At 58.7% G+C, this 25577-nt stretch carries 22 protein-coding genes; 12 read left to right on the forward strand and 10 right to left on the reverse strand.

Features of this window, described 5'->3' with window-relative positions; genetic code table 11:
* Positions 1-133 precede the first annotated feature (133 nt).
* The 4 genes from fbaA (at position 134) to speE (ending at position 3131) form a co-directional block, all read left to right on the forward strand.
* On the forward strand, positions 134-1243 hold the full coding sequence (gene fbaA / locus ABHV46_RS08625; protein ID WP_438381138.1) for a class II fructose-bisphosphate aldolase: 1110 nt from the start codon (positions 134-136) through the stop codon (positions 1241-1243).
* Positions 1243-1557, forward strand: a complete 315-nt coding sequence (locus ABHV46_RS08630) for a hypothetical protein (RefSeq protein ID WP_438381139.1) — start codon at positions 1243-1245, stop codon at positions 1555-1557. Before fbaA ends, ABHV46_RS08630 begins: the two co-directional genes overlap by 1 nt.
* 144 nt (positions 1558-1701) lie before the next feature.
* On the forward strand, positions 1702-2178 hold the full coding sequence (speD, locus tag ABHV46_RS08635; RefSeq protein ID WP_025841063.1) for an adenosylmethionine decarboxylase: 477 nt from the start codon (positions 1702-1704) through the stop codon (positions 2176-2178).
* Positions 2179-2258: 80 nt separating this feature from the next.
* Positions 2259-3131 (forward strand): polyamine aminopropyltransferase, encoded by an 873-nt coding sequence (gene speE, locus ABHV46_RS08640; RefSeq protein WP_336946980.1) that lies wholly within the window; start codon positions 2259-2261, stop codon positions 3129-3131.
* A gap of 125 nt (positions 3132-3256) precedes the next feature.
* Here speE and ABHV46_RS08645 read toward each other — a convergent pair whose 3' ends face one another.
* The 3 genes from ABHV46_RS08645 to ABHV46_RS08655 are packed head-to-tail and all read right to left on the reverse strand — an operon-like array spanning position 3257 to position 5093.
* Positions 3257-3559, reverse strand: a complete 303-nt coding sequence (locus ABHV46_RS08645; protein ID WP_336946979.1) for a hypothetical protein — start codon at positions 3557-3559, stop codon at positions 3257-3259.
* Between the two features lie 2 nt (positions 3560-3561).
* Positions 3562-4515, reverse strand: a complete 954-nt coding sequence (locus ABHV46_RS08650; protein ID WP_438381140.1) for an SDR family oxidoreductase — start codon at positions 4513-4515, stop codon at positions 3562-3564.
* The gene (locus ABHV46_RS08655) at positions 4512-5093 is read right to left on the reverse strand and encodes a DedA family protein (RefSeq protein WP_336947054.1); all 582 of its coding nucleotides are present in this window, start codon (positions 5091-5093) and stop codon (positions 4512-4514) included. The genes ABHV46_RS08650 and ABHV46_RS08655 overlap by 4 nt, the downstream gene beginning before the upstream one ends.
* Before the next feature lie 169 nt (positions 5094-5262).
* On the opposite strand from ABHV46_RS08655, the gene ABHV46_RS08660 reads away from it, so the two are divergent.
* Positions 5263-7152 (forward strand): alpha/beta hydrolase family protein, encoded by a 1890-nt coding sequence (locus tag ABHV46_RS08660; RefSeq protein WP_438381141.1) that lies wholly within the window; start codon positions 5263-5265, stop codon positions 7150-7152.
* Between the two features lie 42 nt (positions 7153-7194).
* On the opposite strand, the gene ABHV46_RS08665 is transcribed toward ABHV46_RS08660, so the two are convergent.
* Positions 7195-8106 (reverse strand): S1/P1 nuclease, encoded by a 912-nt coding sequence (locus tag ABHV46_RS08665; protein WP_438381142.1) that lies wholly within the window; start codon positions 8104-8106, stop codon positions 7195-7197.
* A gap of 102 nt (positions 8107-8208) precedes the next feature.
* Positions 8209-9081 (reverse strand): aldose 1-epimerase family protein, encoded by an 873-nt coding sequence (locus ABHV46_RS08670; protein WP_438381143.1) that lies wholly within the window; start codon positions 9079-9081, stop codon positions 8209-8211.
* A gap of 429 nt (positions 9082-9510) precedes the next feature.
* On the opposite strand from ABHV46_RS08670, the gene ABHV46_RS08675 reads away from it, so the two are divergent.
* Positions 9511-11856, forward strand: coding sequence for a TonB-dependent receptor (locus ABHV46_RS08675; protein WP_438381144.1), 2346 nt, complete (start codon positions 9511-9513; stop codon positions 11854-11856).
* 31 nt (positions 11857-11887) lie between these two features.
* Here the strand turns inward: ABHV46_RS08675 and ABHV46_RS08680 are convergent, their stop codons facing one another.
* A complete protein-coding gene (locus tag ABHV46_RS08680) occupies positions 11888-14116 on the reverse strand; it encodes a Hint domain-containing protein (protein WP_438381145.1) in 2229 nt (742 codons plus the stop codon).
* Between the two features lie 301 nt (positions 14117-14417).
* Here ABHV46_RS08680 and trhO point away from each other — a divergent pair, with 301 nt between their 5' ends.
* Both trhO and ABHV46_RS08690 read left to right on the forward strand, forming a co-directional pair.
* On the forward strand, positions 14418-15347 hold the full coding sequence (gene trhO, locus ABHV46_RS08685) for an oxygen-dependent tRNA uridine(34) hydroxylase TrhO (RefSeq protein WP_438381146.1): 930 nt from the start codon (positions 14418-14420) through the stop codon (positions 15345-15347).
* Positions 15348-15794: 447 nt separating this feature from the next.
* Positions 15795-16319 carry a 2'-5' RNA ligase family protein gene (locus ABHV46_RS08690; RefSeq protein ID WP_336946971.1) on the forward strand — a complete coding sequence of 175 codons (525 nt, stop codon included), beginning with the start codon at positions 15795-15797 and terminating at the stop codon, positions 16317-16319.
* Between the two features lie 39 nt (positions 16320-16358).
* Here ABHV46_RS08690 and ABHV46_RS08695 read toward each other — a convergent pair whose 3' ends face one another.
* Complete coding sequence (locus ABHV46_RS08695; RefSeq protein ID WP_438381147.1) at positions 16359-17444, reverse strand: CorA family divalent cation transporter; 1086 nt, start codon at positions 17442-17444, stop codon at positions 16359-16361.
* A 210-nt stretch (positions 17445-17654) separates the two neighbouring features.
* Between ABHV46_RS08695 and ABHV46_RS08700 the strand changes: the two genes are divergently transcribed.
* The 4 genes from ABHV46_RS08700 (at position 17655) to ABHV46_RS08715 (ending at position 23427) form a co-directional block, all read left to right on the forward strand.
* The gene (locus ABHV46_RS08700; RefSeq protein ID WP_438381148.1) at positions 17655-18023 is read left to right on the forward strand and encodes a hypothetical protein; all 369 of its coding nucleotides are present in this window, start codon (positions 17655-17657) and stop codon (positions 18021-18023) included.
* A gap of 127 nt (positions 18024-18150) precedes the next feature.
* Positions 18151-19440 carry an adenosylhomocysteinase gene (gene ahcY, locus ABHV46_RS08705; RefSeq protein WP_438381149.1) on the forward strand — a complete coding sequence of 430 codons (1290 nt, stop codon included), beginning with the start codon at positions 18151-18153 and terminating at the stop codon, positions 19438-19440.
* Between the two features lie 576 nt (positions 19441-20016).
* Positions 20017-21249, forward strand: coding sequence for a hypothetical protein (locus ABHV46_RS08710; protein ID WP_438381150.1), 1233 nt, complete (start codon positions 20017-20019; stop codon positions 21247-21249).
* Between the two features lie 162 nt (positions 21250-21411).
* Positions 21412-23427, forward strand: a complete 2016-nt coding sequence (locus tag ABHV46_RS08715) for a M1 family metallopeptidase (RefSeq protein ID WP_438381151.1) — start codon at positions 21412-21414, stop codon at positions 23425-23427.
* A 36-nt stretch (positions 23428-23463) separates the two neighbouring features.
* On the opposite strand, the gene ABHV46_RS08720 is transcribed toward ABHV46_RS08715, so the two are convergent.
* The 3 genes from ABHV46_RS08720 to ABHV46_RS08730 all read right to left on the reverse strand — a co-directional run bounded on the left by ABHV46_RS08720 (position 23464) and on the right by ABHV46_RS08730 (position 25554).
* A complete protein-coding gene (locus tag ABHV46_RS08720) occupies positions 23464-23655 on the reverse strand; it encodes a hypothetical protein (protein ID WP_336946965.1) in 192 nt (63 codons plus the stop codon).
* 165 nt (positions 23656-23820) lie between these two features.
* Positions 23821-24975, reverse strand: a complete 1155-nt coding sequence (locus tag ABHV46_RS08725) for a GNAT family N-acetyltransferase (protein WP_438384314.1) — start codon at positions 24973-24975, stop codon at positions 23821-23823.
* 114 nt (positions 24976-25089) lie between these two features.
* Entirely contained in the window at positions 25090-25554 is a 465-nt protein-coding gene (locus ABHV46_RS08730; protein WP_188427173.1) for a RidA family protein, read from the reverse strand.
* Positions 25555-25577: the final 23 nt, after the last annotated feature.

Genomic DNA, 25577 nt, shown 5'->3' on the forward strand with positions numbered 1-25577 from the left:
TGCCAAAACCGCGTTGATCCTGCGGTTCTGCAACGAGAATGACTTCAATGTGTCCATGAAAGGTCTAGGCACAGCTTTATCAGATGGCGATAAAATAGACGTGACGACCCGTTATCAGAGACATGAGATCATTATGACCCCTACACGCCCGAATGCATCGCGCCCCAGCCGAGTTCTGCCCCCGGGAGTTGTCACAGGTGATGACTATCTCGCCCTGATCGAAGCCTGCAAGGAGGGCGGCTATGCCCTGCCGGCCATCAATGTTGTGGGCACCGACAGCGTCAATGCGGTTCTCGAAGCGGCAGCACGCAACAACTCGGATGTCATCGTTCAATGCTCCAATGGCGGCGCCAGATTCTATGCCGGTGAGGGCCTGGCCGACCAGCACAAGGCCCGCGTTCTCGGTGCGGCTGCCATGGCGCGCCATGTCCATCTCCTCGCCAAGGAGTACGGCATCTGCGTCATTCTTCATACCGATCATGCCGATCGCAAGCTTATCCCCTGGGTTGAGGGCCTGCTCGATCTGAGCGAGGCGGAAGTTGCTGCGGGTCGCCCGCCGCTCTTTTCGTCGCACATGCTCGACCTCTCTGCCGAGCCGCTGGAAGAGAATCTGGCCGAATGCGCGCGTCTGCTCCCCCGCATGGCCAAGCTTGGCATCAGCCTCGAAATCGAACTTGGCGTCACCGGCGGCGAGGAAGACGGTGTCGGCCATGATCTCGAAGATCACGAAGACAACGCCCATCTCTACACCCAGCCCGAAGACGTTCTGGTCGCCTGGAACCGCCTCTCGCCGCTCGGCCATGTGACGGTTGCGGCCTCTTTCGGCAATGTTCATGGTGTCTACAAGCCGGGCAATGTGCAGCTTCGCCCTGAGATCCTGCTCCATTCCCAGGAGCACGTGTCAGAAAAGACCGGGCTCGGCCCCAAGCCGCTCGCCCTCGTCTTCCACGGCGGTTCGGGCTCGGAGAAGGACAAGATCACCGCTGCCGTTTCCTATGGCGTGTTCAAGATGAACATCGACACCGATGTCCAGTTCGCCTTTGCCAACGGGATCGGCCAATACGTGCTGGACCATCCCAAGGCTTTCCTGCACCAGATCGACCCTGAGACCGACGCGCCCTACAAGAAGTTCTATGACCCGCGCAAATGGCTTCGCGTCGGTGAAAAGAGCATTGTGGATCGTCTTGAAGAGGCCTTTGCCGATCTGGGCTCCAAAGGCAGATCGATCGCCACCAGGGGCTGATGGACGTGAACTGTGAGATCGTCCGAAGCTACGCTGTCGTTGCAAGCCAGATCGAGACGTTCGAATCGACCTATGGGCCTGAAGGCCCATGGGCACGGCTTTTTCGCAACGAGCCCTCCTATCGCGGGACAAAGCTCATTGCCGACGTGATGCAGACCGGTCGCTACATCGCGATCGATGAATGGGCGTCCTATCAGGCCTACCTTGAATTCAAGACAGATCATCCCGAAGCCTTTGCCGCGCTTGACGAAGCCTGCGCCCCTCTGATCGTCAGCGTCGAGTTTTTCGGTGCCTTTCGGGTCGTGCGCGGGTGACAAGTCATCTCTGACCGTTTGATGAAAATACGATGACCGGGTGCAAAAACTTCTTGCATCCGGGGGGTATGACCTTTAATTGCGCGGCCTTGGCCCAAGGGGGCATGTTGCCCAACAGGCTGTCTGCTGGTTTAGAGGTACGTGATGAACGCACTTGCTCAACTGGGGATGGTATCGGGACTCCCGAGAGATAACCAGACTGTCGCATCGAACACATCTCATGAAGAGGTGTGCAAGGATTACTTTATTGAGCGTGATGGTGAACGCTTCGCCGGTCATCACCTGCTGATCGATTTTTGGGACGCCAAGAATTTGGACGACCCTGCATCGATCGATGCCACGCTTTGCGAAGCCGCGGTTACCGCAGGAGCGACGATCCTGCACAGCCACTTCCATCACTTCACGCCCAATGGCGGCGTGTCGGGCGTGATCGTTCTGGCCGAGAGCCACATCTCGATCCACACCTGGCCCGAGCGTAATTTCGCTGCCGTTGACGTGTTCATGTGCGGCGCCTGCGACCCGAATCTGACGATTCCGGTCATGCAGCGTCTATTCCAGGCTGGTCGCGTCGTTGCTGACGAAGTGCGTCGCGGTCGCGAGAAGATCGATAACGTAGCCTGACCGATGTCAGGATCTGCGTGAAATGCAGATAAGGCCGGGCCCGAAGCCCGGCCTTTTTTTCATGAGGGAAAGGCAGCGCAATGTCTGAATCTTGGATCAACGAAACCCTGTACCCTGACTGGGGCCAGCGCTTTCGCGTCACGCGCGAACTTGCACGCGTCAAGAGCGACTTTCAGGACATCGTGGTGTTCGAAAGCGACTTCCACGGCCGCGTTCTCGTGCTCGACGGCGTCATCCAGATCACCGAGCGTGACGAATTCGTCTATCAGGAAATGCTGACGCATGTACCTCTGCTGACGCATCCCGATGCAAAGCGCGTGCTGATCATCGGTGCCGGTGACGGCGGCGTTCTCCGCCGCGTGCTCCAGCACAAGACCGTCGAAAAGGCCGTCATGGTCGAGATCGACGGCGCCGTGATCGAACTCTCCAAGCAGCATCTGCCCAACATCGCAGGCGATGCCTGGAACGACCCGCGCGCCGATGTCATCGTCGGTGACGGCATCGACTACGTCGCCAAGGCCGAAGACGGCTCGTTCGACGTCATCATCGTCGACTCGACCGACCCGATCGGCGTGGGCGAAGTCCTCTTCACCGATGCTTTCTACAAGGATTGCGCCCGCATCCTTTCGGCTCAGGGCCTCATCGTCAACCAGTGCGGCGTGCCCTTCATGCAGGCAGACGAACTGCGCGAAACCAGCGCCCGTCGCGCAACCTTCTTCCCGCATGTCTCGGCTTACGTCGCTGCCGTACCGACCTATGTCGGTGGCTTCATGACGCTTGGCGTTGCCGCCAAAGGCGTTAACCCCACCAAGCAGACCGTTGAAGACGTACGCGCACGCGCCGAAGCCGCAGGCATTCTCGGTACGACACGCTACTGGACGCCGGAAATCCATGTCGGCGCGTTCAACCTGCCGCCGTACATCGCAGAAAACCTGCCCAAGCAGGAAGGCTGAAGCACCTTCAGGGCTCCGCCCTGAACCCGCGAAGGGGCAAGCCCCTTCGATCCCCGCTCGAAATCAATCAGGTTTCCAAAGGACGACTGTCCTTTGGCGGGGAACGGGGCAGCGCCCCGGATCACTTAATATCCGGATCCGCTCAACAGACGGATAACAATGGTCTTCCACTCATCCATGATGGGTCCGTGCCCCATGGCGTGGCCTGCGCGGCGATACCAGTAACGGGCGTTATCGACATCGTCTTCGACGCGATGCAGCCAGGCATGGACCCAGTTGCATTCCGGGTCCTGCTCGTTCGACTGCACAATTTCATGGGCTGCGGGCCAATCGGAACGCCCACCCCACCAGAGGGCGAGCAGAGCGGGAGAGAGGCCCTGGGGGGGAATGCCGTCTTCGAGGCTTTCCTTGAAAACGGATAGGGTCATGCTCATCGGACTCTCTCCCACTCGAACCGTACACCGGTCATGTTCTCAGAAGCCTGCCAGAGCTTTCCAGCAAGGGAAAGCCCCATGGCTGCGGGGGGAAGCATGGCCGGGCCGGGCGGACCACGTCTCTCACCCGCGCCCTGAGGGCCGTAATAACCGCCATTTCGCGCGGCTGGAGAGAGCGCCGCGTAGAGAAAGGGAGCCGCGCCTGCGGTCACATCCTGCCCCATCAGGCGGAACAACACATTCCCGAGACGATCCTGCGTCATGGCCAGGGCGCGATTGAGGGGCGAGTGCGACACGCCGAGCGCAGCGCTATTGGTGATGATCGCGCTGGTCGACCAGCCGGGATGGGCGGCACGCACATGAAGCGGGGCCCCGGTGGCTCTGGCGCGCCGATCGAGTTCCAGGCTGAACAGCAGATTGGCAAGCTTGCTCTGACGATAACGGGCAAAACGCCTGTAACTCTCGGTCGCGTTGAGATCGTCAAACGGGATCTCGCCTTTCCAGGCGGCTAGAGACGCCACGGTCACGATACGCGCCTGTCCGGCGATCAGAGACGAAAGAAGTCGCCCGGTCAGGGCAAAATGACCCAGATGATTGGTGCCGAATTGCAGCTCGAATCCATCCTGGGTAGAGCGGCGCTGAGGCGGCGCCATGACACCGGCATTATTGACCAGAATATGCACGGGCTGGCCACTCATACGCTCGGCAAAGCGCACGATGGAGGCGAGAGAAGCCAGATCCAGCCCTTCGAAACGCACACGCGCACCGGGCACGGTTTTCTCGATCGTGGCCAAGGCCTCACGCCCTTTTTCCGCATTGCGCCCGGTCACGATGACTGCGGCCCCGTTGCGCGCAAGCCCCGTGGCCGTTGCCAGGCCGAGCCCGCCAGTGGCGCCGGTAACGATAGCCGTCTGCCCCTTGCAGGACGGATAGGCGATTTCGCTCATCATGCGCCTCTTTCGGCTGGGGCCTCGGCCTTGGCCTCTTTCAGGGCCTCGTCGGTGAGGCGCTTTTCGTTCTTTTTCAGGAAATAGAGACTGACCCCGAGGAACAGGACAACCAGCGACCCGATTCCGATGGCAAGCGGGCCGGAGAGGCGGAGAATTTCCTTCCCGAGAAAATAGGTGGCCAGAGAATAGCCGCCCGCCCAGCAGATACCGCCCAGCGCGTTATGCAGCAGGAACGATTTCCAGGGCATATGATTGGCCCCGGCCAGAAGCGCCACGAAAACACGCAAGATGGCCAGAAAACGCCCGATAAAGACGACCGTACCGCCATGGCGCTTGAAGAGATAACGCCCGAGCAACAGACGCTCTGGCGAGAGCCCGACCATGCCGCCATGCTTTTGCAAAAGCTTGAAGCCGATGGAGCGCCCGATCAGATAACCGAAATTATCACCCATGATGGCCCCAGTCACCGCAGCAACAGCCACCCAACGAATTTCAAGGTGATGGGTGGTGGCGGCATAAAGCGCCGCGCCGATGATCAGGCTTTCGGCAGGCAAGGGCAGACCCATGCTTTCGAGCATGACCACGACACCGACGATGCCGTAGCCGTACTCCTTCAGCAAATGTTCCAGAAAATGCAGCAGGGCTCTTATCCTTGGCAGGCTGGGCGATAAAGAGTCCGACTTGATGCCTGAAAGCCGCTCCCAGGAAAACTCGTCAGATGGTTTCAGTCGGATTATCCTGAATCCTATGACGAATCCATCTTCGATCCCTTCCGGTTCCTGGCCCTCATGGGTCGCACCAGACCTTGTGGCAGGCCGCAGCGTCTCCCTTGCCGAGCTTCAGGCCGCAGGAGACAGGCTGTACTGGCTCGAAGGGCGACCGCAGGAAGGAGGCCGCACGGCCCTTGTCAGCGTCAAACGCAACGAAACGCCTCAGGATTTATTACCATCAACGCATGATGTGGGCACGCGTGTCCATGAATATGGCGGCGGCGCCTATCGCGTATCGTCAACGCAGCGCGTGGTGTTCAGCGACCGTAAGACGGGTAGCATCTGGCTGAGGGAAGCCGACGGCACGCTGATTGCTCTCGCCTCCAGCCCAGGCTGTTCTTATGCCGAATTCTCCTTCGATGCGGCAGAGCGCGGCGTGTTCTGCGTGCGTGAAGACACGCGCGAGGCGGGCGAGGCGAAAGCTGCCATCGTCTGGCTGGATCGTCAGACCGAGAAGGTTTTGATCGAAGGCGCCGATTTCTATGCAGCGCCCCGCCCGGCCCCGGACGATGCGCATCTGGCGTGGATTTCCTGGTCACACCCAGACATGCCTTGGGATGCAACGACCTTGTCCGTCGCGCCGCTCGCCTGGCATGATGGCGTACCGGATTCTGGCGCGCCCCGTGCGGTCTGCGGCGAAACCACACGTTGCAGCCTGGTCGATCCGGTCTGGGAGAGCGCCCATACGCTTCTTGCCAGCAGCGATGCAGAAGGGTCCTGGCGACCCTGCCGGTTTTCGACCGACCCTGTGCGGGCGCAGGAATGGCTGCCCGATCCGAAGGGGGAAACCGGGTTCCCGCATTGGGTGTTCGGCCAGCGCAGTCTGAGCCCCCTGCCCGATGGCCGTCTCATGGCTCAGATCGTGGCGCAGGGCGGCAACCGGATCGGTATTCTCGAAAACGGCATCTGGGCAGACCTGCCCGAACACAACGCGGCCCAGTGCCCGGTACCGTTCGATGACACGCTCGCCTGGATCGACACCCCACCCGACGCCCCGCCCGCCATCGTCATCGGCGATAATAACCATCGCATCAGACAGGCCTTCGCCTTTCCCGATGGGGTGGACGCGCGTGACTGCGCTGCGCCGATAGCGCTGTCCTTTTCCTCAGACGGCGGCGAAACAGCCCATGCACTTTATTATGCGCCAGTCAATCGTCACCACAACCTCGCGACCGCAGAGCGCCCGCCGCTGGTCGTGATGGCTCATGGCGGCCCGACAGCGCGCGCCAGCGCAGCCTTCTCTTTCAAGGTGCAATGGTGGACAAGCCGGGGCTTCGCCGTGCTGGACGTCAATTACCGAGGCTCGACAGGGTTCGGCCGCGCCTATCGCGAGGCGCTGGAGGGGCAATGGGGCATCGTTGACGTGCAGGATTGCATCGCCGCCGTGCGCCATGTCACCGCACAGGGTCTTGCCGACCCCAAACGCTGCGTCATTCGAGGCAGCAGCGCGGGCGGGCTCACAGTCTTGACGGCACTGGCGTCATCCGACGTCTTTGCCGCCGGATGCTCGCTTTATGGCGTGACCGATCTGCGCGCCCTCGCGGGAGATACGCATAAATTCGAATCCCGCTATCTCGATCGGCTGATCGGCCCTTATCCCGAGCAGGAAGCACTTTATCTGGCGCGTTCACCTCTCAGCCACGTCGCCGAAATCACGGCGCCGGTGCTGTTTCTGCATGGCGATCTCGACAAGGTGGTGCCTCTTGCCCAGGCGCAGGCCATGCATGACGGCCTGCTGGCTCTTGGGCGGCATTCCGAACTGCATATCTATGAAGGCGAAGGCCATGGGTTTCGTCAGGAACAGACCCTGAAAGACAGCTTCGCCAGAGAACTGGCCTTCTATCAGCAGGTCTTCGGCCAGCTCTGACGCTGAAGAGGGGCGCCACATCGACGCCCTCTTCTGATCGGGTCAGGGAGTCGGGAAGGCCGTATTGATCAGATCGGCCAGACGCACGCCAGCCTGTTGAAGACGGGTCTCGATGACCGGAAACGCGATGGCCGTATAGGCCTCACCCAGATCTTTCTTTTTTCCTGCGGGCAGCGCACCGTAAGCGACACTGCGCGCCAGAGCATGACTCTCATCGGTCCATTTGACGACCGACTCATGAACGTTTCCAGCCGAGAAATCGCCTGTCCAGAACGCGGCCTGACCGGGTGTGATCTGGGCGTTGAGTCGCTCGGCCTCGTCATGCGCCTTGGCAAAATCGATGGAATAATGCGGCCCCACCACGAGATGGCGCTCATGATCCATGATGCCTTCGTCCCAGAGTGAATGCAGGTTTTCGTGCCCGTCCCGGTCTTGGCCGAAATACGAGACCTTCACCATATTCCCGCCCTTATCGTGATCGCGTTCGGCAGCGTGAAGCGGCTGATGCAGATCGCCCGCGAGATGAACGATCCATTTCAGCGCAACCAGTCGATCGGCTGGGGCTGCCTTGGGATCGGCAAGGATCTTCTCCATTTCCGGTAGTTTTTCAGTGACGCAAATATCGTTGCCGCAATCGCGCGCCATGTCGTAGGTGGCGAATTTCGCGTCGGTATCGACATAATGCCAAGGCAGGGTCTGGGGCAGACCGCCCTTTTCTCTGGGCACGTGGCCGATCGTATCGGGCCATGACGCAACCTGATCGAGCGTCTGATGATTTTCCAGAGCCAAAAGCCGCGTAACTTCGCTCGTCGCCTGCGGCGTGAGGCGGCTTTGCGCGATATCGGCGACGATGGCATGGCCATACGGCCCCCAGGCGTAAGCCCGGTCGGAAAGAGACGTGACAAGCGTGGCCGTGAAAAGCGCCGAAACGGCACAGAGCGAGCGTCGGATCATGAAACCTCTGATCGGGATCTGGGAACGAAGGGCCTGAACGTTCCATCACCCGACCGATCATGCAAGCGATGTTATGATGACACGCGCCATCACCTGGCGCGATCAGAGATCGAGACGCACCGACCATCCGGCCTGCCAGCGCTCGCCGGGTTGCAGATGCAGCAGACCCGGCTTCTGCTCGAAGGGCCCGTCGAAATCGACGGGGCTGGCATAACCCTGCCAGGGCTCGATGCAGAGAAAATCGGAACCCGGCTTCATCCACAGGCCAAGCTGCTCGAAACCATGCCATGAAAACACCAGCGCTTCGCCTTTCTCGGCGTGAAAGCGCAGGCTGCGGCTGGCAGGATGCATGAAAATCAGGGCATCGTTTTCGAACAGGCTGTCATCGAGCTGAATCCTTGCGCCGATAACCGGGCTCGCTCTCTCGCCCTCTGCGATCAGCCCCTCCGACAGAGCGGCGAGCGATTCCGGCTCTGGCGCCTCGAAATCGATGACGTAATCGGTCTTCTGCGTGCCGGGCTGGAAGGGCCAGACAAAAGCCGGGTGCGCGCCCAGAGAGGCATGAAGCACGCTGAGACTATCGGGATTTGCCAGATCGTAGCGCAAATGCAGCCCGTCTTCATCGAGACTGTAGCTGAGCGTCAGGCTGAACGCGAAAGGAAACAGCACCCGGCTGGTCGGGTCGTCTTCGAGCACCAGAACACAGCCGGTTGGCGTTCGTTCGACCCAGCGAAAGACACGATCACGGGCAAAGCCATGCTGGGTGAGAGTGTAATCGAGACCGTCGATCAGGGCATGATTGTCATGCAGGCGGCCCACGATCGGAAAGAGTACCGGCGAATGACGCGGCCAGGCACTCCCATTCCAGACAAGCTCCCTACCCGTCTCATCGCTTAGCGAGCAAAGCTCGGCGCCCAGAGCAGCAACGCGGGCCGTATATCGCCCATTGCTGAAACTGTGACTCTCAGACGTCATCAACGCACTCCCTTGACCCGTGATTTTTCTCTCAGCGACCAGATGAGCCGCAGAGAAGGCGTCGTGTCGACCTTCCCCAAAACGCCCGCCAGATCAAGAGACTGTTTCGTGAGCCTCGTGACAGAAATCGATCATGTCACCCTTGCTGCCCGATGCGGCCCGACACGAAAGCTCGCCTGACGGCCAGACGAGAGGGAGAGTTGGCCCTGTCCGCGATCCCTCTCGCTTCATGGCGTATCTCTTGCTCTACGGCAGCTATGACGAGCTTTTACGGTCAAACACCGTTGCAGGACGAGTGAATGCTCGACTGTTTCATTTTTAACACTTCAGAAAAATCTAAACACATTTTGCTACAAATCAATTGAGACTCAGTCGCGCTTTCATTATTCAGTTGCGAAATCCTCGCAACTTAATGGAGTGTCGCGCCTCATGCGTTCCCCCACGCGCAAATCCTTGTCCCTCCTTCCGGTGCTGACCGGGATCATTCTCGGATCGACTCAGACTCATGCCGCAGCGGACGATCTCGATGCCCGCAAGGACAAGAAACCGCAGCGCCAACGCAAGGAGGAGAAACGCCACAAGGACAAGGCCGCTGAGCAGATCACGGTCATGGGGAACGGTTTCAACACGCTGAAAGACCCGATCGGCCTCTCGCGCATGCCGCAGGACGCGCTGCATACGCCGCAGCAGATCAATATCGTGCCGCAGATGCTGATGAAGCAGCAGAACGTGAAATCGGTGGACGAAGCCCTACGCAACGTGCCCGGCGTCACCTCATCCATCGGCGAGGGCGCCGGCGGCATGAATGGCGATCAGTTTCTGATCCGCGGCTTTCAGGCCCAGAACGATATCTATCAGGACGGTCTGCGCGATTTCGGCGTCTATAGCCGCGATGCGTTCAATCTCGAAACGATCTCGGTCATCAAGGGCCCATCATCCGAGGTCTTCGGCAATGGCACGACGGGTGGCGCCATCAACATGGTGACCAAGACACCGACCCTGAACGATCATTACTCTGCCGAATTCAATGGCGGTTCGGGCTCGTATTACCGTGGCGTGCTCGACGTCAACAAGAAGCTCGATGACCACACGGCGCTCCGCATCACCGGCATGGGCAACGAGAATAATATCGTCGGTCGCGATTTTCTCTACTCTCATCGCTGGGGCATTGCGCCCTCGATCGCCTTCGGTCTCGGCAACCGCGCCACGCTCGTACTGCAATATATGCATCAGCAGGAGAATTCGATCCCCGATTTCGGTGTGCCTGTCGTCACGCCGCCCGGTGCCAAGACCGGTGGCCCGATTACCGAATACGGAATTCGTCGTACCAATTTCTACGGCACGAATAACGACCAGAATGCCACCAACGACAATATGGAAACGGCGCGCTTCTCGTATAAGCTGAACGACCACATCAAGTTCTTCGACGATCTGCGCGGCGGCCAGTTCTACCGCACTTTCGCGGCCTCGAAGGCGACGTGCGACACCACCTGCGTCAATAATTATTTCCTCGGCAACCCCGCCTCGGCGCTCGTCGCCCGCTCCGGCCCCAGCGGCGCCGGTAACGGGAAAGGGCCAGGCACCACCATGGCGCCCCTGCCCTATCAGCAGACAAGCTGGTCGGTTCAAAATGTCGGCTCAATGGTCGCCGATTTCCGCACAGGCTTTCTGAAACATCAGATCGTTACCGGCTTCGATATCGAGCGCGTGAATGACGTACGCTCGCAATCGACCTATCTCAAGGCCAAGCCCTATGCGTCACTGGTCAATCCCAACCCCTATGTCGGCAATCTGCTTCTCGTCCCTGGCGATCTGAATCCCGGCGGGCTGGTCTCTCTCGGCGCGCTCGGCGCCAAATCCCATTCCAACGGCTATGGCTTCGATACCGGATTGTTCTTCTACGATCAGATCTGGCTGACCAACTGGTTGTCGGTAAAGGGCGGGTTCCGCTGGGATCGCTGGCAGACCAGCTATAATCTGACCGGCGGAAACGTGAAGACCAACCCGGACATCCACTACCATCAGGTCAGCAGCGTCTTTAACCCCAATGTCAGCCTTGTCGGCACGCCCGACGAACATCAGACCTATTATTTCACCTGGGCGACCTCGACCACGCCAAGCGGCATGTATGTGACCAATGGCTCCGTGCCGATCCGTCCCGGCACCAATTCCTTTGCCAGCCCCGAAAAGGCAACGCTCTATGAAGTCGGTGCAAAATACAGCGCCTTCCATGACCGCATGGGCTTTACCGCGTCGCTGTTCCGACTGGAAAAGAACAACGCCGATATCGCTGATCCGGTAACCGGTTCAGTAACCAGCTCCAGCGACAAGCAGCGTAACCAGGGCCTCGAGCTTTCCGTCAGCGGCATGATCATGCGCGGGTGGAATATCTCGGCCACCTACGCGCTTTATGATAGCGACACGCTGAACTCTGGCACTGAAGGTGCTACAGGCAAACAGGTGCAATATGTGCCGCATAATCAGGCGACCCTCTGGTCGGTTTATGAAGCCTTCCCGAACACGCCCTATAATGTCTCGTTCGGCGGCGGCATGACCTGGCGCCAGCATGTTTGGCTGAACACCACCAATACGCTGCGCGTTCCCGCTAATCTCGATTTCGATGCCGTCATTTCGCATCGTCTGGGCAAGCACTGGAAGATGTCGCTTAACGGCTACAACCTTGCGAACCGTCTGAATTACCAGAGCCTGTTCTCGAACCGCGCCACACCCTCTGGCGGTCGCACCTTCCTCGGTCAAATCAGCCTGAATTACTGATCTCGCCTGCCTAGAAAGTTCAGAGAGGTGCTCAGGCGCGACGCAGTGCCTGCACACTCTCTCCAACGATAGAGCTTCCGTAATGAGCCGTTTCTGCGGGAAAGCGCGGCTTCAGGTAAGGGCCTGCGGCGTCAATTCTGAGTGCCAGAAGGGTCACACCGCCCGGACGGCGCTCAGGTAGAGACAGCGCCGCATTGCCATTTGTCCAGCGTCTTCCGCATGGCTCGAGATTGTTCCAACCATGCTGGCCGGCATTATTGAGGGCATCCGGCAAATCAACCGACTGCCAGCTATCAAACAGCATGATCGCACCCACCAGCACCCCAAGACGGCGTCTATCATCGACATAGGGCCCGATGACATCACTCGGGCGGCTCGTGTTGGAGACAATGCGGACGTCACGGGCATTCGGCGGCAATACGAAAACATACTGATCGTTTCTGGACCGACAACGTCCGATCCACTCCCCCGCCTCTGTGACGATATGGATATCCGGCTCGGAAGTTGTCTCTAATTGGGCAACATCATGAGTTGGCATACCATTGAACCCGGCCTGGGCGGCGAAACGTTCAAAGATAGGCTCGACGAAGGCGCGATCGGTCCTCAATGGGGCTGCTGCGGCAACATGCCAGTCCAGCGTTCTGGCACCCAGAACATGTACCCCGCCGGTCTGTCTAAACGATTGGCGCTTGCCAGTATCGAGATAGCTTTCGCTCCAGATTCCGTCAGCCATGATCACAGAGTGATGCTCTGTCTCGATGTGATAATATTCGTATTCGTTGAACGTGCGATCATAGTAGATCGAGCTTCCATTAACCAACATACGTATCGGCACGAACGCGTCATCCAGGAAAAGACAGTGTTCCGACGTGATGAGCATGTCTTTGTTAGGCAAATCTTCTCCAAGAGCTCCTTTTAAAATCCTGACGGGATAACCTGAAAGATCACTCTCCAAATCTGACCGGATCATCGCTGATGCTTTTCCGGCCCAGATAATTTTGCGCTCCTCGGTTACATCTCCCACACGAGCCAAGACCTTGTCACCGATCTGGATATCTTCGACAGCAGTTATACCGTTAGGGGTTTTAATGAGAGTTCCGGCCAGATAGCAGGGGGTTAGGTCTGTCGAGCTTACCGTGCCGCCAGATGCAAGAAGTTGGCCACCATTCCTGATGAGCGTCGGATCGGTGATCGAAGCACCCGAAGACACACGCACAACGAAACTACCGGCATTGGATGCCCCTATATAGGGAGATATTAACGTTGCCCCACTATATATATAGGCGTCTGAATAACCATCAGCCCCCGCCCCACTGTTTATATAAGTATCTCCGATCGATTTAGCGCCAGATGAGAGATAGACGACATCAGAATTGAGGATATTACTCGAAAGTGTGGCCCCACCCATGGCTGAAACGTAGCCATTGAGAACAAGAGAATTCTCCAGCAAGCCGCCGCTCATAACTGATACTGTGGCAACACTACCGCTAATGGTGGCGCCAGAAACCGTTGCGCCGCTTGAAATGGTCAATGTCGATATTGCTGAAAACGTTACAGCGCCAGTCGCGGAAACGCTTCCACTCACATAATAGGTGACTTTGTTGATCGATACGGCTGACCATGTTCCGCCACTCAGAACCACTGCACTTCGCGGTGGAACATAGACATAGCTGCTGCCGCTGCCATAGGAGGTAGCCATCGATAAAACGCTGCCAGCGCCCGTATTGATGTCGGACGCCGTAGCGCCGGACGAGAGGTAGGCACTGGCCCCGGATCCCAATGTCAGTCCGGACACTGTCGCACCAGAAAACGCCGAAAGAGCTAACCCTGCTACAGCACCATCGCTCATCGTGGCACCAAGTAGAGAGGCGCCCGAACTTACGTAAACATAGGCGTCCGTATCCGCCCCTGACCCGCTATTGACGAACAGGTCATCAACCGAACTTCCTCCTGAAGATAGAGTGACCTCAGTAGAATTAAGCGTGTTTCCAGTAACGAGGCCCCCGCTCGCAACACGCAAGTAACCATTCATCTCGTACGAGGAGACCATGGTGCCGCCATTCAGAACGGAAACCGTCGGAATGCCTCCCGTAAGAGTTGCCCCAGATACGACTGCCCCCTTGGAGATAGTGAGGGTCCCGATATTCGAGAGCGTAACGGCGCCCGTGGCGGAAACCGAGCCGCTGACATACCACGTGGCACCGTCTTTATAGGTCGCAGTCCAGTTACCACCGCTGAGAACCGTCACTGATGTCGCCATTTAAGCCTCCCGAACCCGCTTATTTTCAGGACAGAATCGTTAAATTCATTTTTGCGAATGTGGCCAGTGCGAGTTGAGGGTGATCCCTACAGTTAAAACCAGAGACTCGCTGCCTTGAATTAACGATATAAATTACCGAATAATCTGATTTTAGTTAAAGGTCGTTAATATTTTTCGAATTACGTTCGGGCCAAGAAATGCCATCAAGATCCCACGACGCCTGACCATTCCTGATGGAAGCTGACCGTCTTCCTGCGCTATGAAGCCGCGAATAGCTTTTGAGGTTATCGGGAACCCTATTATGCCGCAGCATTCCATCTGCATTGCAGCCCTCTATCGTTTTACCCCATTCTCAGATCCGGCCGAGCTGCGTGCTCCCTTATTGGATGCCTGTATGAGCCTGCAAATCCGAGGGACGTTGCTTTTGGCGCGAGAAGGTATCAACGGAACAATTGCCGGTACTGCAGAGGGTATCGACGCCATTCTTGGCTATATTCGTTCGCTGCCCGGCTGCGATGCGCTGGAATGGAAGCTTTCCTACGATGATTCGATGCCCTTCAATCGTATGAAAGTGCGCCTCAAACGCGAGATCGTCACCATGGGTCAGCCTGACATCGATCCCCTGGCCGGGGTGGGTCATTATGTGCCTGCCGGCGAATGGAACGCCCTGATTGCCGACCCGGACACGATCCTGATCGACACACGCAACGACTATGAGGTGGCCGTCGGCACCTTCAAGGGCGCCGTCGACCCCGATATCCAGAGCTTTCGCGAGTTTCCCGACTGGTTTCGCGCCAAGCGCGCAGCGCTCGAAGCCGAGGGACGCAAACCGAAAATCGCCATGTTCTGCACAGGCGGCATACGCTGCGAAAAATCCACTGCCTTCGCTCTCTCCGAAGGGGTGGAAGACGTTTATCATCTCAAGGGCGGCATTCTTAAATACCTCGAGGACGTGCCGGAAGCAGAAAGCCTGTGGGAAGGCGAATGCTTCGTGTTTGACCAGCGCGTCACCGTGCGCCATGGCCTCGAACCCGGCGCCTACGATCTGTGCCACGCCTGCCGCCGCCCGGTCTCTGCGGAAGCCAAGCTGTCGGATCTTTATGTCGAAGGCGTTCAATGCCCAGCATGCGCCGCCGAACGCACAGACGAACAACGCGCCCGTTACGCCGCACGCCAACATCAAGAAGACCTCGCCCGCGCGCGTGGTGCACATCATATCGGCAGCGAATAACCCTGCAGCAAGCAGTCCTTCTGCCGGCCTGCGTGCCTCTCCAATTCCTGAAGCCGAAGACATCACATGTTCCCCACCCTGAGGATGAGGAGACAGGATTTCCTCGTCGCGTTTTGCCAACAGGGTCATGCTGCGCGCATTGGCCGCGGAGAATACCATCGGTACGCTCCCCGGTTAGGCCTTTTCGTCACTCCTTCCAAAGCGGCGCACCATCCTCAAACACTTCATAGCTGCTCAACGAGCCATGCAGGTTTTCGCTGTATCGAGAGGTCATAACCGCGCAGCCGGAATATGGCTTACCGCTTTGAATTCTTCCGACGGAAGCGAAAGCTCATCTCTCAGATAGCTTCGAAAACGCGTCATATTCTCCCCGTCTGCGCAAACCGCCTATGGGGATGAAACGCTCTGCACAGACCGCGAAGCTAACGGCAGCAGGAGTTTATTGTCTTGAACATCCACCCGGACGCACCGCTGATCCTGACGCTTGAACTCGCGCCTGAAGAACAGGCCTGGGCTCAAGCGCAACGCGATCTCTATTTTCCACGCGACCGGAACATCGTACCGGCACATGTCACCCTTTTCCATGCGCTCCCCGCTGCGCATGAGCCGACTATTCTCGAGGTCATAAGACGGACACGTCCCGCACCGCTGATACGGATCGGAGCCCCTTTTCTATTGGGTAGGGGCGTTGCCTATCGTCTGCTCTGCTCCGATGGCGCAGAAATACGCGAGGCCGTTTGCGCATGCCTGCCCAAGGACTGCCTGACGAGACAGGATCAGGCCGTCTGGAAACCGCATCTTACCGTGCAGAACAAGGTGTCACCGCAAGAGGCACAAGTAGTGTACGCGCAACTCGCAAGTGAGCCAGCGAGGCAGGAAAAACACGCGGCCGCGCTGAATTTATGGCGCTATCTTGGAGGACCGTGGGAGAAAGTGGCACGTGTGCCTTTCGCTCAGCCGAACACTGATTGACCCCCGAATTTTACGGCTTTCGATGCCCCTCGGGGTCTATCAGACCAGACGAGCAAGCTTGAGAAATATCCATGTCAGGATCATGGCGATAAAACAAACGAAGCCAGCCTCAAGAGTGCCATATTGCCCGCTGGCCAGATACATGCCGCCCGTGTTCATGCCGAAGAACCCCGTCACGAGGGTCGCAGGAAACATCAGGATGGTCGCTGCCGTCAGGATATAGAGACGCCGGTTCGTCTCTTCGGCTTGTGACGAACCGAGTTCGTCCTGAAGCGATCGGGCACGATCGAGAAGCGCGATCATGTCATCCAGCGCGGCGTGAACCTGGCGCTCGGTCCGGTCGCGCAGCTCGTCCTCCGCCCATTCGGGGAGTTCGAGGTCCTCGTCGCGAAGCACACGATCGATCGGGGTCACGACGCGACGCAGCTCGGTAGCGCGGCGTCGGCCCTTACCGACGATACCACCGAGATGACCCAGATCGGTGCGACGCTCGATCAGAAGCAGGGCGTCTTCGGCACGGTCGAGTTCGTCATCGAGTTTGCCGATCTGGCGCCGCACACTACCGGTAAATTCGCGCAGGGCACGATCGATCACCCCTGCGGGGCTGCGAGGAATGGACTCCGCACGCAGAGTACGAAACGCGGCCCCCAGAACAGGAATGGGGTTGCGCCGCGTCGTGATCAGCAGATCGGGGCGCATGGCAAATCGCCAGGCGCAGATATCACGATCCTCTTCCGACACGGCGTCGTCAAAAGCGGGCAGCGCTCCCCAGACGAGGCCGGGCAAGGCTTCGAGCATGACGCCATATTCGGTTTCGGCCAGCATGGCGCTGACATCTTCTGGCAGGCAGGGCAGGGTGGCCACATGCTGGCGTGCAGAGCTGTGCACGGTGTCGAAATGCAGCCAGGCCCAGCTTTCGGAGGGCTTGGGGTAATTGGAGGGCGGCGTGCGATCGTTGAGCAGGCTCTCGATCTCATGCGGCTCAAGCGGCACAGGGTCTTCACCCGGGCGCGCCCTGATGGCCCAGACCAGCCCATTTGCGATGCCATGGGGCAAGACACCGTTCGGCTTCATGTCCTGGCCTGCGACGACTGAGAACGGCAGCTGCGAACGTGTGTTGGACATGCCATCCTCCATCGTGAGGGATCGGGGGCGCGGGCAGCGCGCTGCTCGCTCTCTCGCATGTGTGCCCGAGACAGGCAACCGGTTTCAAACCTTAATCTGCGGGCAAGGAAACCGGAACGCTGCCGGTTTGTTACCAGTTCGTCTGACCGTCCTTTAAAAACACAAACCATGCTGGACGTCCCTCTTCCCGGTTTTCGACAGGAGCCTGTCATGAAACACGCATTCAAAGCCGCCCTGACTGCATCCCTGCTGCTGACGGCCCCGTTTGCCGCTCATTCTGCCCTTGCCCAGGCCAGCACCGCGACAGATAGCGACGTGCCGCCTTCGGCACAGAAGGCGGAGACGCTCAAGAACCAGTCCAGCCAGATCCATAATCCCACCGAGCAGAACCAGACATTCAAAAACCAGATGAACGAGCAGCCCGACCCCAAGGTGCCGAGTGCACCGGCCGGCACGGCTACGCCTACCGGTGAGATGTCGGACAAGATGCCCATCTCGTCGCCACAGCATGAAAAAGCGACCAAACATAAGCATCACGCCAGGAAGGCGACCACCATGGATAAATCTGCCCAGCAATAAATTCCAGTCGGCAGCACCGTTTCGCAGCGCCCGCCCCGAAAGGAGCGGGCGTTTTTCATGCGCGCTGGCCGAATGGCTGAACTCGCACTATACAAATGCCCCTCATCAGAGAAACAAGGGTTTCAGAATGACCGATTACAAGGTGCGCGACATCGCCCTGGCCGAGTGGGGCCGCAAGGAGATTTCCATTGCCGAAGGCGAAATGCCTGGGTTGATGGCGCTCCGTGAGGAATATGGCGCAAGCCAGCCGCTCAAGGGCGCGCGCATCGCCGGCTGTCTGCACATGACGATTCAGACCGCCGTGCTGATCGAAACGCTGACGGCTCTCGGCGCGACCGTGCGCTGGTCGTCCTGCAACATCTTCTCGACCCAGGATCAGGCGGCAGCCGCCATCGCCGCGACGGGCGTGCCGGTTTTCGCCTGGAAGGGCCTGAGCGAGGAAGAGTTCTGGTGGTGCATCGAGCAGACCATCAAGGGCCCCGATGGCTGGACGCCCAACATGATCCTCGACGATGGCGGCGATCTGACCGTGCTGATGCACGACAAGTATCCCGAAATGCTGGATGACGTGCGCGGCCTCTCCGAAGAGACGACCACGGGCGTGCATCGTCTCTGGGAAATGGCCAAAAAGGGCACGCTGAAGGTTCCGGCCATCAACGTGAATGACAGCGTCACCAAGTCGAAATTCGACAACCTCTACGGTTGCCGCGAGAGCCTGGTGGACGCCATCCGCCGTGGCACCGACGTCATGATGGCGGGTAAGGTTGCCGTGGTTGCCGGTTATGGCGACGTAGGAAAGGGCTCTGCCGCCTCACTGCGCAATGCTGGCTGCCGCGTGCTCGTGACCGAAGTCGATCCGATCTGCGCCCTTCAGGCCGCAATGGAAGGCTATGAGGTCGTGACGATGGAAGCCGCAGCTCCGCGTGGCGACATCTTCGTGACCTGCACGGGCAATGTCGACATCATCACCGTCGAGCACATGCGCGAGATGAAGCACCGCGCCATCGTGTGCAATATCGGCCATTTTGACAGCGAAATTCAGGTCGAGGCACTGCGCAACTACAAGTGGGACAACGTCAAGCCGCAGGTAGACGAAATCGAGTTCCCCGATGGCAAGCGCATCATCCTGCTATCTGAAGGCCGCCTCGTGAACCTCGGCAACGCCACGGGCCACCCGTCCTTCGTGATGTCGGCTTCCTTCACCAACCAGACCCTGGCGCAAATCGAACTCTGGACGGCCAAGCCCGGCCAGTACGAAAACAAGGTCTATACCCTGCCGAAGAAGCTCGACGAGAAGGTGGCTGCGCTTCATCTCGCCAAGGTCGGCGCCGCGCTGAGCCAGATGAGCACCAAGCAGGCCGATTACATCGGCGTGCCGGTTGCCGGACCGTTCAAGCACGAAGAATACCGCTACTGATACGGCTGGAGGCGGGAGCACGTCCTGCCTCCAGAGCCACCATCCCTGGAAGGAAATTTTCAGGGATGCAGGCGCTGCAGAAAACCTGTTCTCTACGCGCAGGACGCTGGGCTGGACTGTCGCCCCCAGGACCTTGCAGTCACCTGTCGCAGATGCGCTTTTTGCGGATCGCGTCCGATGCCGTGTATCATGCCCACAAAGGCACAATTTGATCGATCAATGTGTCAGACACACATACACTGAGAGCTGAAACGCCAGCCGCAGTTCAGATAGAAAATAACGTATTATTAAAATAGTTTAGCCGATACAGACCGCACGAGGAAATGAACACTTGATCGTCCCGAATGACGGACGAGGTTATCGGCAAGGGTGATTTGTGACTAGCGCCTTATGAGTAAGCCACACATCAGAAACTTCGAATCACCATTACTTCACATTGTAATTATTATATATTATGTAAAAAGATATGACGTGTAGTCCCTTCAATTACTATCCTGCGTGAAGAATGGACATCTCGATACCGATGTGAGATAGGTTGCCAAAGCGATTTGTCACAGAAGCGGGAATTCGAGGGCGATGGACAGCAAGCATCCGGGGACAGACCCTGCATTGGCCGATATCGACGCTTGGGACGAACTCCGGATTAATGAAGCCTCGTCTGGCGATGAATTCATGCCTCTGCCCACCGCTTCGGATTACCTGACAGGTTTGAGCGCCCTTGCCGAGCATGATTTTGCTGATGACGGGCAGGCATTGGCTTTCTATCAGCAGAATGGCTGCACCACGGTCATGCACGCCTTCACCCTCGCGAATATCCTGCATACCAGCTTTCGCGTGAAGGAAGCCTCGCGCTTCTATCGTATCGCCTACGAACTGCATTCGAAAAATCCGGGCGAATATCCACTGGCCCAGTCCCTGCTTCAGGCCCGCCTGCTTTGTCTGATGAAGGCAGGGCAGGAACTACCCGCCCAGGAAGTGTCTGAATTACGCGCAGTAAGCATTCCGCACGCCAATTTCATCGAGAGCGTTCACAAAGCGTGGCGTGAAGGCGACCCTACGGGTGCCATGCGGCTGACCGCTAATGCGTTCGAGGAATTTCACACCGGCGAGGAAATCGACTCCCTCTATCTCGGTTTCGCGCTCGCTGCGAATTTCCCTTTTTCCAAGGGATGCGGAACCACGCGTGCCATTCCGAACAAGCTCTTCCTCTACTGGGACAAAAACCCGCCGGAAGAGATCGCACGGAACTTCGACTTCCATCGCAAGATCACCGGGCTGGACGTCAAGATTTTCGATAAACCCGAAGCCGAGCAATGGCTGTACGATGTCTATGGCGTCGAAGCCCGCTCGCTCTTTCTTGGCGCACGCCACCCCGCAGAAGCAGCAGACATCCTTCGCGTTCATGTCATCCAAGCGTTGGGCGGCTGGTGGCTCGATGCCGATATTCGCATTCGTGACGAACAGGCTCTTGAGTTCATTCTCGATCGCAAGGAAGAAAACGTCCTATTCCTCACACATAATAACGTCGTTCATAACGACTTCTTCGGGGCTGTACCGCAGAGCGCCCTGCTGAACGAGTGTCTGCTTAACGTCTATCGTAACTGTTATCTGCATCCGGGATTGTTCATCGCCTACAAGACAGGGCCCGGCGTATTCAATCGCGCGCTCAACCGTCTGATGCATCGCGACCTTTCAGGTATCGCGCCGCTCGCGCCGACCAGTGTGCATGACCACCATATGTTCAGCCGTCTGATCGAGGAATTCGACACCCCTTACAAGGTCCAGACACCCCATTGGCAGGCCGTCTGAGTCTGGCAGAATAGATGATCGTTCCGGCAGTTCTGCCGGATGTCGTTTTTCGCCTCCCTTGTTCGAACAACGTGCACACCGTGTGAAAACCGGCTTGTGCCATGAGATCGGAAGTGAAACGATTGGCGAAGAGAGTTTTTTCGTCAATGAGGCCGCTTACCGATGCGTCTGTTTATCCCTCTTCTCGGTCTGGCATCCTGTCTGGGTACGGCGCTCGCGGCGCGCCCGGCCCCGAGCCAGACCATGCCGCTCTCGATGCGTCCGGTTTTCGACACGCTCGTCCTGCCGGATGCGCCAGATATCTGGCGTAGCGGTTCGGGCCGTCCCGGACCGGCCTATTGGCAGAACCGTGCCGATTATCGCATCGAGTCCCGCATCGATACGGCAAGCCATGTCCTGACTGGTACCGAGGCGATCACCTATACCAATAACAGCCCCGATGCGCTCGACGTGCTCTGGCTGCAACTCGACCAGAACCTCTACCGCAAGGATTCCCGCTCCTGGGTGGCCTTCCCTGACTGGCATCCGGCCAGCTCGGAGGGCTATGCCATCGAGCGCGTGACGGTCGAAGTGAAGGGCGTCGAAAAGCCCGTGACGTTCCGTATCTCCGATACCCGCATGCAGGTAAGCCTGCCCGAGCCTCTGGCGGCATCTGGCCATGCGCTGAAACTTCACGTCACCTGGCACCACACCATTCCCGGCGAATGGGGCGGACGCACGGCAGTCACCCCTGTCAAGGATGGCGCTATTTTCGAGGTTGCCCAGTGGTATCCACGGCTCTGTGTCTATGACGATCTACGCGGCTGGGACACGCTCCCCTATCTCGGGCAGGAATTCTATCTCGAATACGGCACCATCGATTATGCCGTTACCGTCCCGTGGAACGTCACTGTTGTCGGATCGGGGGCGCTGACCAACCCGCAGGAGGTGCTGACGGCCACGGAACGCGCCCGTCTGGCCGAGGCGGCGAAAAGCGACAAGCGTGTGCTGATACGCACCCCGCAGGACGTACTCGACCCAAAGAGCCATCTGGCGCGCTCAGGCGAAAAGACCTGGCGCTTTCATATGGAGAACACACGAGACGTCGCCTTTGCCGCCTCATCGGCCTTCGTATGGGACGCTGCCAAACTCGATCTGCCCGCCCTGCCGGTGGCTAGGGGGCAGAAACCGCAGCCCCGTCTTGCCATGTCCGTCTATCCGCGTGAAGGCGCAGGCCCTCAGGCCTGGGACCGCTCAACCGAGTATGTGAAACACGCGATCGAGTATTTCTCGTCGCAATGGTATCCTTATCCTTGGCCCAACGCCGTCAATCTGGGCGGTCACGGCGCAGGCATGGAATATCCCGGCATCGTCTTCGATGGCTGGCAGGACAAGAACGACCTTCTGTTCTGGATCACCACCCATGAACTCGGCCATGGCTGGTTTCCGATGATCGTCGGCAGCAATGAGCGCCGTCATGCCTTCATGGATGAGGGGTTCAACACCTTCATTGATGCCTATGCCTCGCAGCACTTCAATCACGGCGAATACGCGCCGAAGAAAGACGCCGAATTCGCGCCTGAAACAGGCGATCCTGCCAAAGACATCGTACCGGTCCTGACAGCTTCAGACGCCCCGACCCTGATGATGCCTGCCGAACTCGTCCCCGAGAAATACCGTCACAAAGTGACCTATTTCAAAGGGGCCTACGGGCTGATGCTGCTGCGCGAGCAGATTCTCGGGCCGCAGCGTTTCGATGACGCCTTCCGGGCCTATATTCGCGCCTGGGCATTCAAACACCCCACGCCCTCGGATTTCTTCCGCTTCATGTCGAGCGAGGCAGGCGAAGACCTGACCTGGTTCTGGCGCGGCTGGTATTTCGAGAACTGGTGGCCGCAATATCGGCTGGACGGCTTCTCTCAGAACAAGGCCAGACAGGGAGAGGAAAGCACGATCAGCGTCGGCGTGCGCAACGAGGGCAAGCTGATGCTGCCCGTGAAGCTGAGCATCTCCTGGCAGGATGGCTCCAGAACCGAGCGGGTTATCCCCACCGAAGCCTGGATGCTGCATGACAGGCTGAGTCTGACCTTCCCTGATCATGGTGCGGTCAAGACCATTGCGCTCGACCCTGATCAGGGCCTGCCGATGCCTGACCGTAACGGGCTGGTCATCACACCCGCGACCACTGCCCATCCATGAGTCACAGCCCTCCTGCATCTGGCAGGAGGGGCTGCCTTACCCGGCAATGGCCTCGGCATGTTCCGTCCAGCCGCCGGACGTCACGAGGCCTGCGGCCTCGTTGCGCTCGACGGAATCGAAACCGAAAAAAAGCTGTGCTTCAGCCCAGACGGGCGATGGCTGAGCCGCGTGGCTCTGCGCCAGCAGGCGAGCGAGGTCGGCGGCGCCGGTCGAAAGATATCTGATCATTCAGTCTGACCCTCACGACTGCACCCTCCCACCCGATGATGCCATCGACTTGGTAAGGCGCATGAAAACAACGATCCGAAAGCCACGGAGGCCGTTCGGAAAGACGCGGAGAGCGCCCCCGCGTTCTGACGATGAGATCAGCCTATATGATAGTAAGAGTCGTTCTCAACAACTATTTTCATGGCGATAGGGAGAGAAGCTGGCAAGTGCCTCTTTCTCCTGCAAAATCGCTGCGCGTTCTTCTTCGAGAAACGGCCCGACAGCCCTGGCGAGGGCAGGATCACGTATGAAATGGCTTGAATAGGTCAGGCTCGGAAGATAGCCGCGCTGGATCTTGTGCTCGCCCTGCGCGCCTGCCTCGACCCGCGCCAGACCCTCGGCAATGGCAAAATCGATGGCCTGATAATAGCACAGCTCGAAATGCAGAAAGGGCCAGTCGCCCTCGCAGCCCCAGTTACGACCATAAAGCGTATCGCGCCCGGCGAGATTGAGCGCCGCTGCTACCGGGGCGCCCTGATGCAGCGCCTGCATCAGCACCACACGCTCACCCAAACACTCTGACAGCAGGGTAAAAAAGCGCCGCGTCAGATAGGCCTGCCCCCATTTGCGATCGATCGTCGCCTGGTAAAAAGCGTAAAACCTGTCCCAGTCCTGCGTCGTGATTTCCGGTCCGCGCAATGTGCGAAATACCAGACCGCAGCTTTGCGCCTCGCGCCTCTCACGCCTGATACCCTTGCGCTTGCGCGAGGCCAGCGCCTCAAGAAACTGCTCGAAATCGGCATAGCCCTGATTATGCCAGTGATATTGCAACCCGATGCGTTTCATCCAGCCATGGTTGGCAAGCACATCCTGTTCGGCCTCTGTGCAGAAACTGATATGGACGGAAGACAGCCCAAGTTCCTCGCAGGCTTGACGCAGCGCATCGCCGAAAACGCCCCTGATCGTACCCTGCGCCAGCTGGCCGGGATCTATGAGAAGCCGTTGCCCGCTGACAGGTGAGAAAGGCACGGCGATCTGCAACTTGGGGTAGTATTGCCCCCCTGCCTGCTCGTAAGCGCGTGCCCAGCTCTGATCGAAAACATATTCCCCATAGGAGTGCCCCTTGAGGAAAAGGGGCGCCACGGCCACCAATCCGCTCCCGTCATGCAGAGCCGCATAGCGGGGCAGCCAGCCCGTTCTTGCACCGACCGAACCGCTTTCTTCCAGAGCCAGAAAAAACGCGTGGCTGAGAAAGGGATTATCGGCCCCCGCGCAGCGATCCCATGCTGCGGCATCGATTTCGGTAATGGAGGCGTGAAGCGTCAGGGACCAGTCCGTCATGCTGGGCATGTGGGCCGTCCCGGAGACCGAATCAACCGCCCGTCTGAAGCGGGCGGCTGAAAAACGGCGAGAAGGCGCATCGTGGGCGCCTTCCTCAATCAGCGCATTGCGAGATCAGGCGATCTCGATCAGCGCTTCGACCTCGACAGGGGCGTCGAGCGGCAGGGAGGGGACGCCGATCGTCGAGCGTGCATGACGCCCGGCATCGCCGAACACGGCAACAGCCAGATCGGACGCACCGTTCATGACCGTAGCGTGCTGCGTGAAATCAGGGGTGCAAGCGATAAAGCCACCAAGACGCACGATGCGTTTGACCTTGGACAAATCGCCAAGCTCGGCCTGAACCTGGGCCAGAACGTTCAGAAGGCACAGCTCGGCGCATTCGCGCCCCAGTTCGGGTGACACATCCTCACCCAGCTTTCCCGTCGCCTTGAGCGTACCGCCCGAAAGCGGCAACTGTCCTGACACGACAAGCAGCGACCCCGTGCGCGCCACCGGCACATAGGTGGCAACCGGCGCTGCCGCTTTGGGAAGGTGGAGGCCGAGCGCTGCGAGGCGCATGGACGGTGTTTCAGACATGGACCAGTCTCCTTGCTGAGGGG

The organism is Asaia sp. BMEF1 (assembly GCF_051628905.1).
Lineage (GTDB): Bacteria > Pseudomonadota > Alphaproteobacteria > Acetobacterales > Acetobacteraceae > Asaia.

Bases quoted from the DNA above. Each gene is read 5' to 3' on its own strand.
- fbaA (WP_438381138.1), top strand. From the start codon at position 134: ATGACCCCTACACGCCCGAATGCATCGCGCCCCAGCCGAGTTCTGCCC.
- ABHV46_RS08630 (WP_438381139.1), top strand. From the start codon at position 1,243: ATGGACGTGAACTGTGAGATCGTCCGAAGCTACGCTGTCGTTGCAAGC.
- speD (WP_025841063.1), top strand. From the start codon at position 1,702: ATGAACGCACTTGCTCAACTGGGGATGGTATCGGGACTCCCGAGAGAT.
- speE (WP_336946980.1), top strand. From the start codon at position 2,259: ATGTCTGAATCTTGGATCAACGAAACCCTGTACCCTGACTGGGGCCAG.
- ABHV46_RS08645 (WP_336946979.1), bottom strand. From the start codon at position 3,559: ATGACCCTATCCGTTTTCAAGGAAAGCCTCGAAGACGGCATTCCCCCC.
- ABHV46_RS08650 (WP_438381140.1), bottom strand. From the start codon at position 4,515: ATGATGAGCGAAATCGCCTATCCGTCCTGCAAGGGGCAGACGGCTATC.
- ABHV46_RS08655 (WP_336947054.1), bottom strand. From the start codon at position 5,093: ATGCTCGAAAGCATGGGTCTGCCCTTGCCTGCCGAAAGCCTGATCATC.
- ABHV46_RS08660 (WP_438381141.1), top strand. From the start codon at position 5,263: ATGACGAATCCATCTTCGATCCCTTCCGGTTCCTGGCCCTCATGGGTC.
- ABHV46_RS08665 (WP_438381142.1), bottom strand. From the start codon at position 8,106: ATGATCCGACGCTCGCTCTGTGCCGTTTCGGCGCTTTTCACGGCCACG.
- ABHV46_RS08670 (WP_438381143.1), bottom strand. From the start codon at position 9,081: ATGACGTCTGAGAGTCACAGTTTCAGCAATGGGCGATATACGGCCCGC.
- ABHV46_RS08675 (WP_438381144.1), top strand. From the start codon at position 9,511: ATGCGTTCCCCCACGCGCAAATCCTTGTCCCTCCTTCCGGTGCTGACC.
- ABHV46_RS08680 (WP_438381145.1), bottom strand. From the start codon at position 14,116: ATGGCGACATCAGTGACGGTTCTCAGCGGTGGTAACTGGACTGCGACC.
- trhO (WP_438381146.1), top strand. From the start codon at position 14,418: ATGCCGCAGCATTCCATCTGCATTGCAGCCCTCTATCGTTTTACCCCA.
- ABHV46_RS08695 (WP_438381147.1), bottom strand. From the start codon at position 17,444: ATGTCCAACACACGTTCGCAGCTGCCGTTCTCAGTCGTCGCAGGCCAG.
- ABHV46_RS08700 (WP_438381148.1), top strand. From the start codon at position 17,655: ATGAAACACGCATTCAAAGCCGCCCTGACTGCATCCCTGCTGCTGACG.
- ahcY (WP_438381149.1), top strand. From the start codon at position 18,151: ATGACCGATTACAAGGTGCGCGACATCGCCCTGGCCGAGTGGGGCCGC.
- ABHV46_RS08710 (WP_438381150.1), top strand. From the start codon at position 20,017: ATGGACAGCAAGCATCCGGGGACAGACCCTGCATTGGCCGATATCGAC.
- ABHV46_RS08715 (WP_438381151.1), top strand. From the start codon at position 21,412: ATGCGTCTGTTTATCCCTCTTCTCGGTCTGGCATCCTGTCTGGGTACG.
- ABHV46_RS08720 (WP_336946965.1), bottom strand. From the start codon at position 23,655: ATGATCAGATATCTTTCGACCGGCGCCGCCGACCTCGCTCGCCTGCTG.
- ABHV46_RS08725 (WP_438384314.1), bottom strand. From the start codon at position 24,975: ATGACGGACTGGTCCCTGACGCTTCACGCCTCCATTACCGAAATCGAT.
- ABHV46_RS08730 (WP_188427173.1), bottom strand. From the start codon at position 25,554: ATGTCTGAAACACCGTCCATGCGCCTCGCAGCGCTCGGCCTCCACCTT.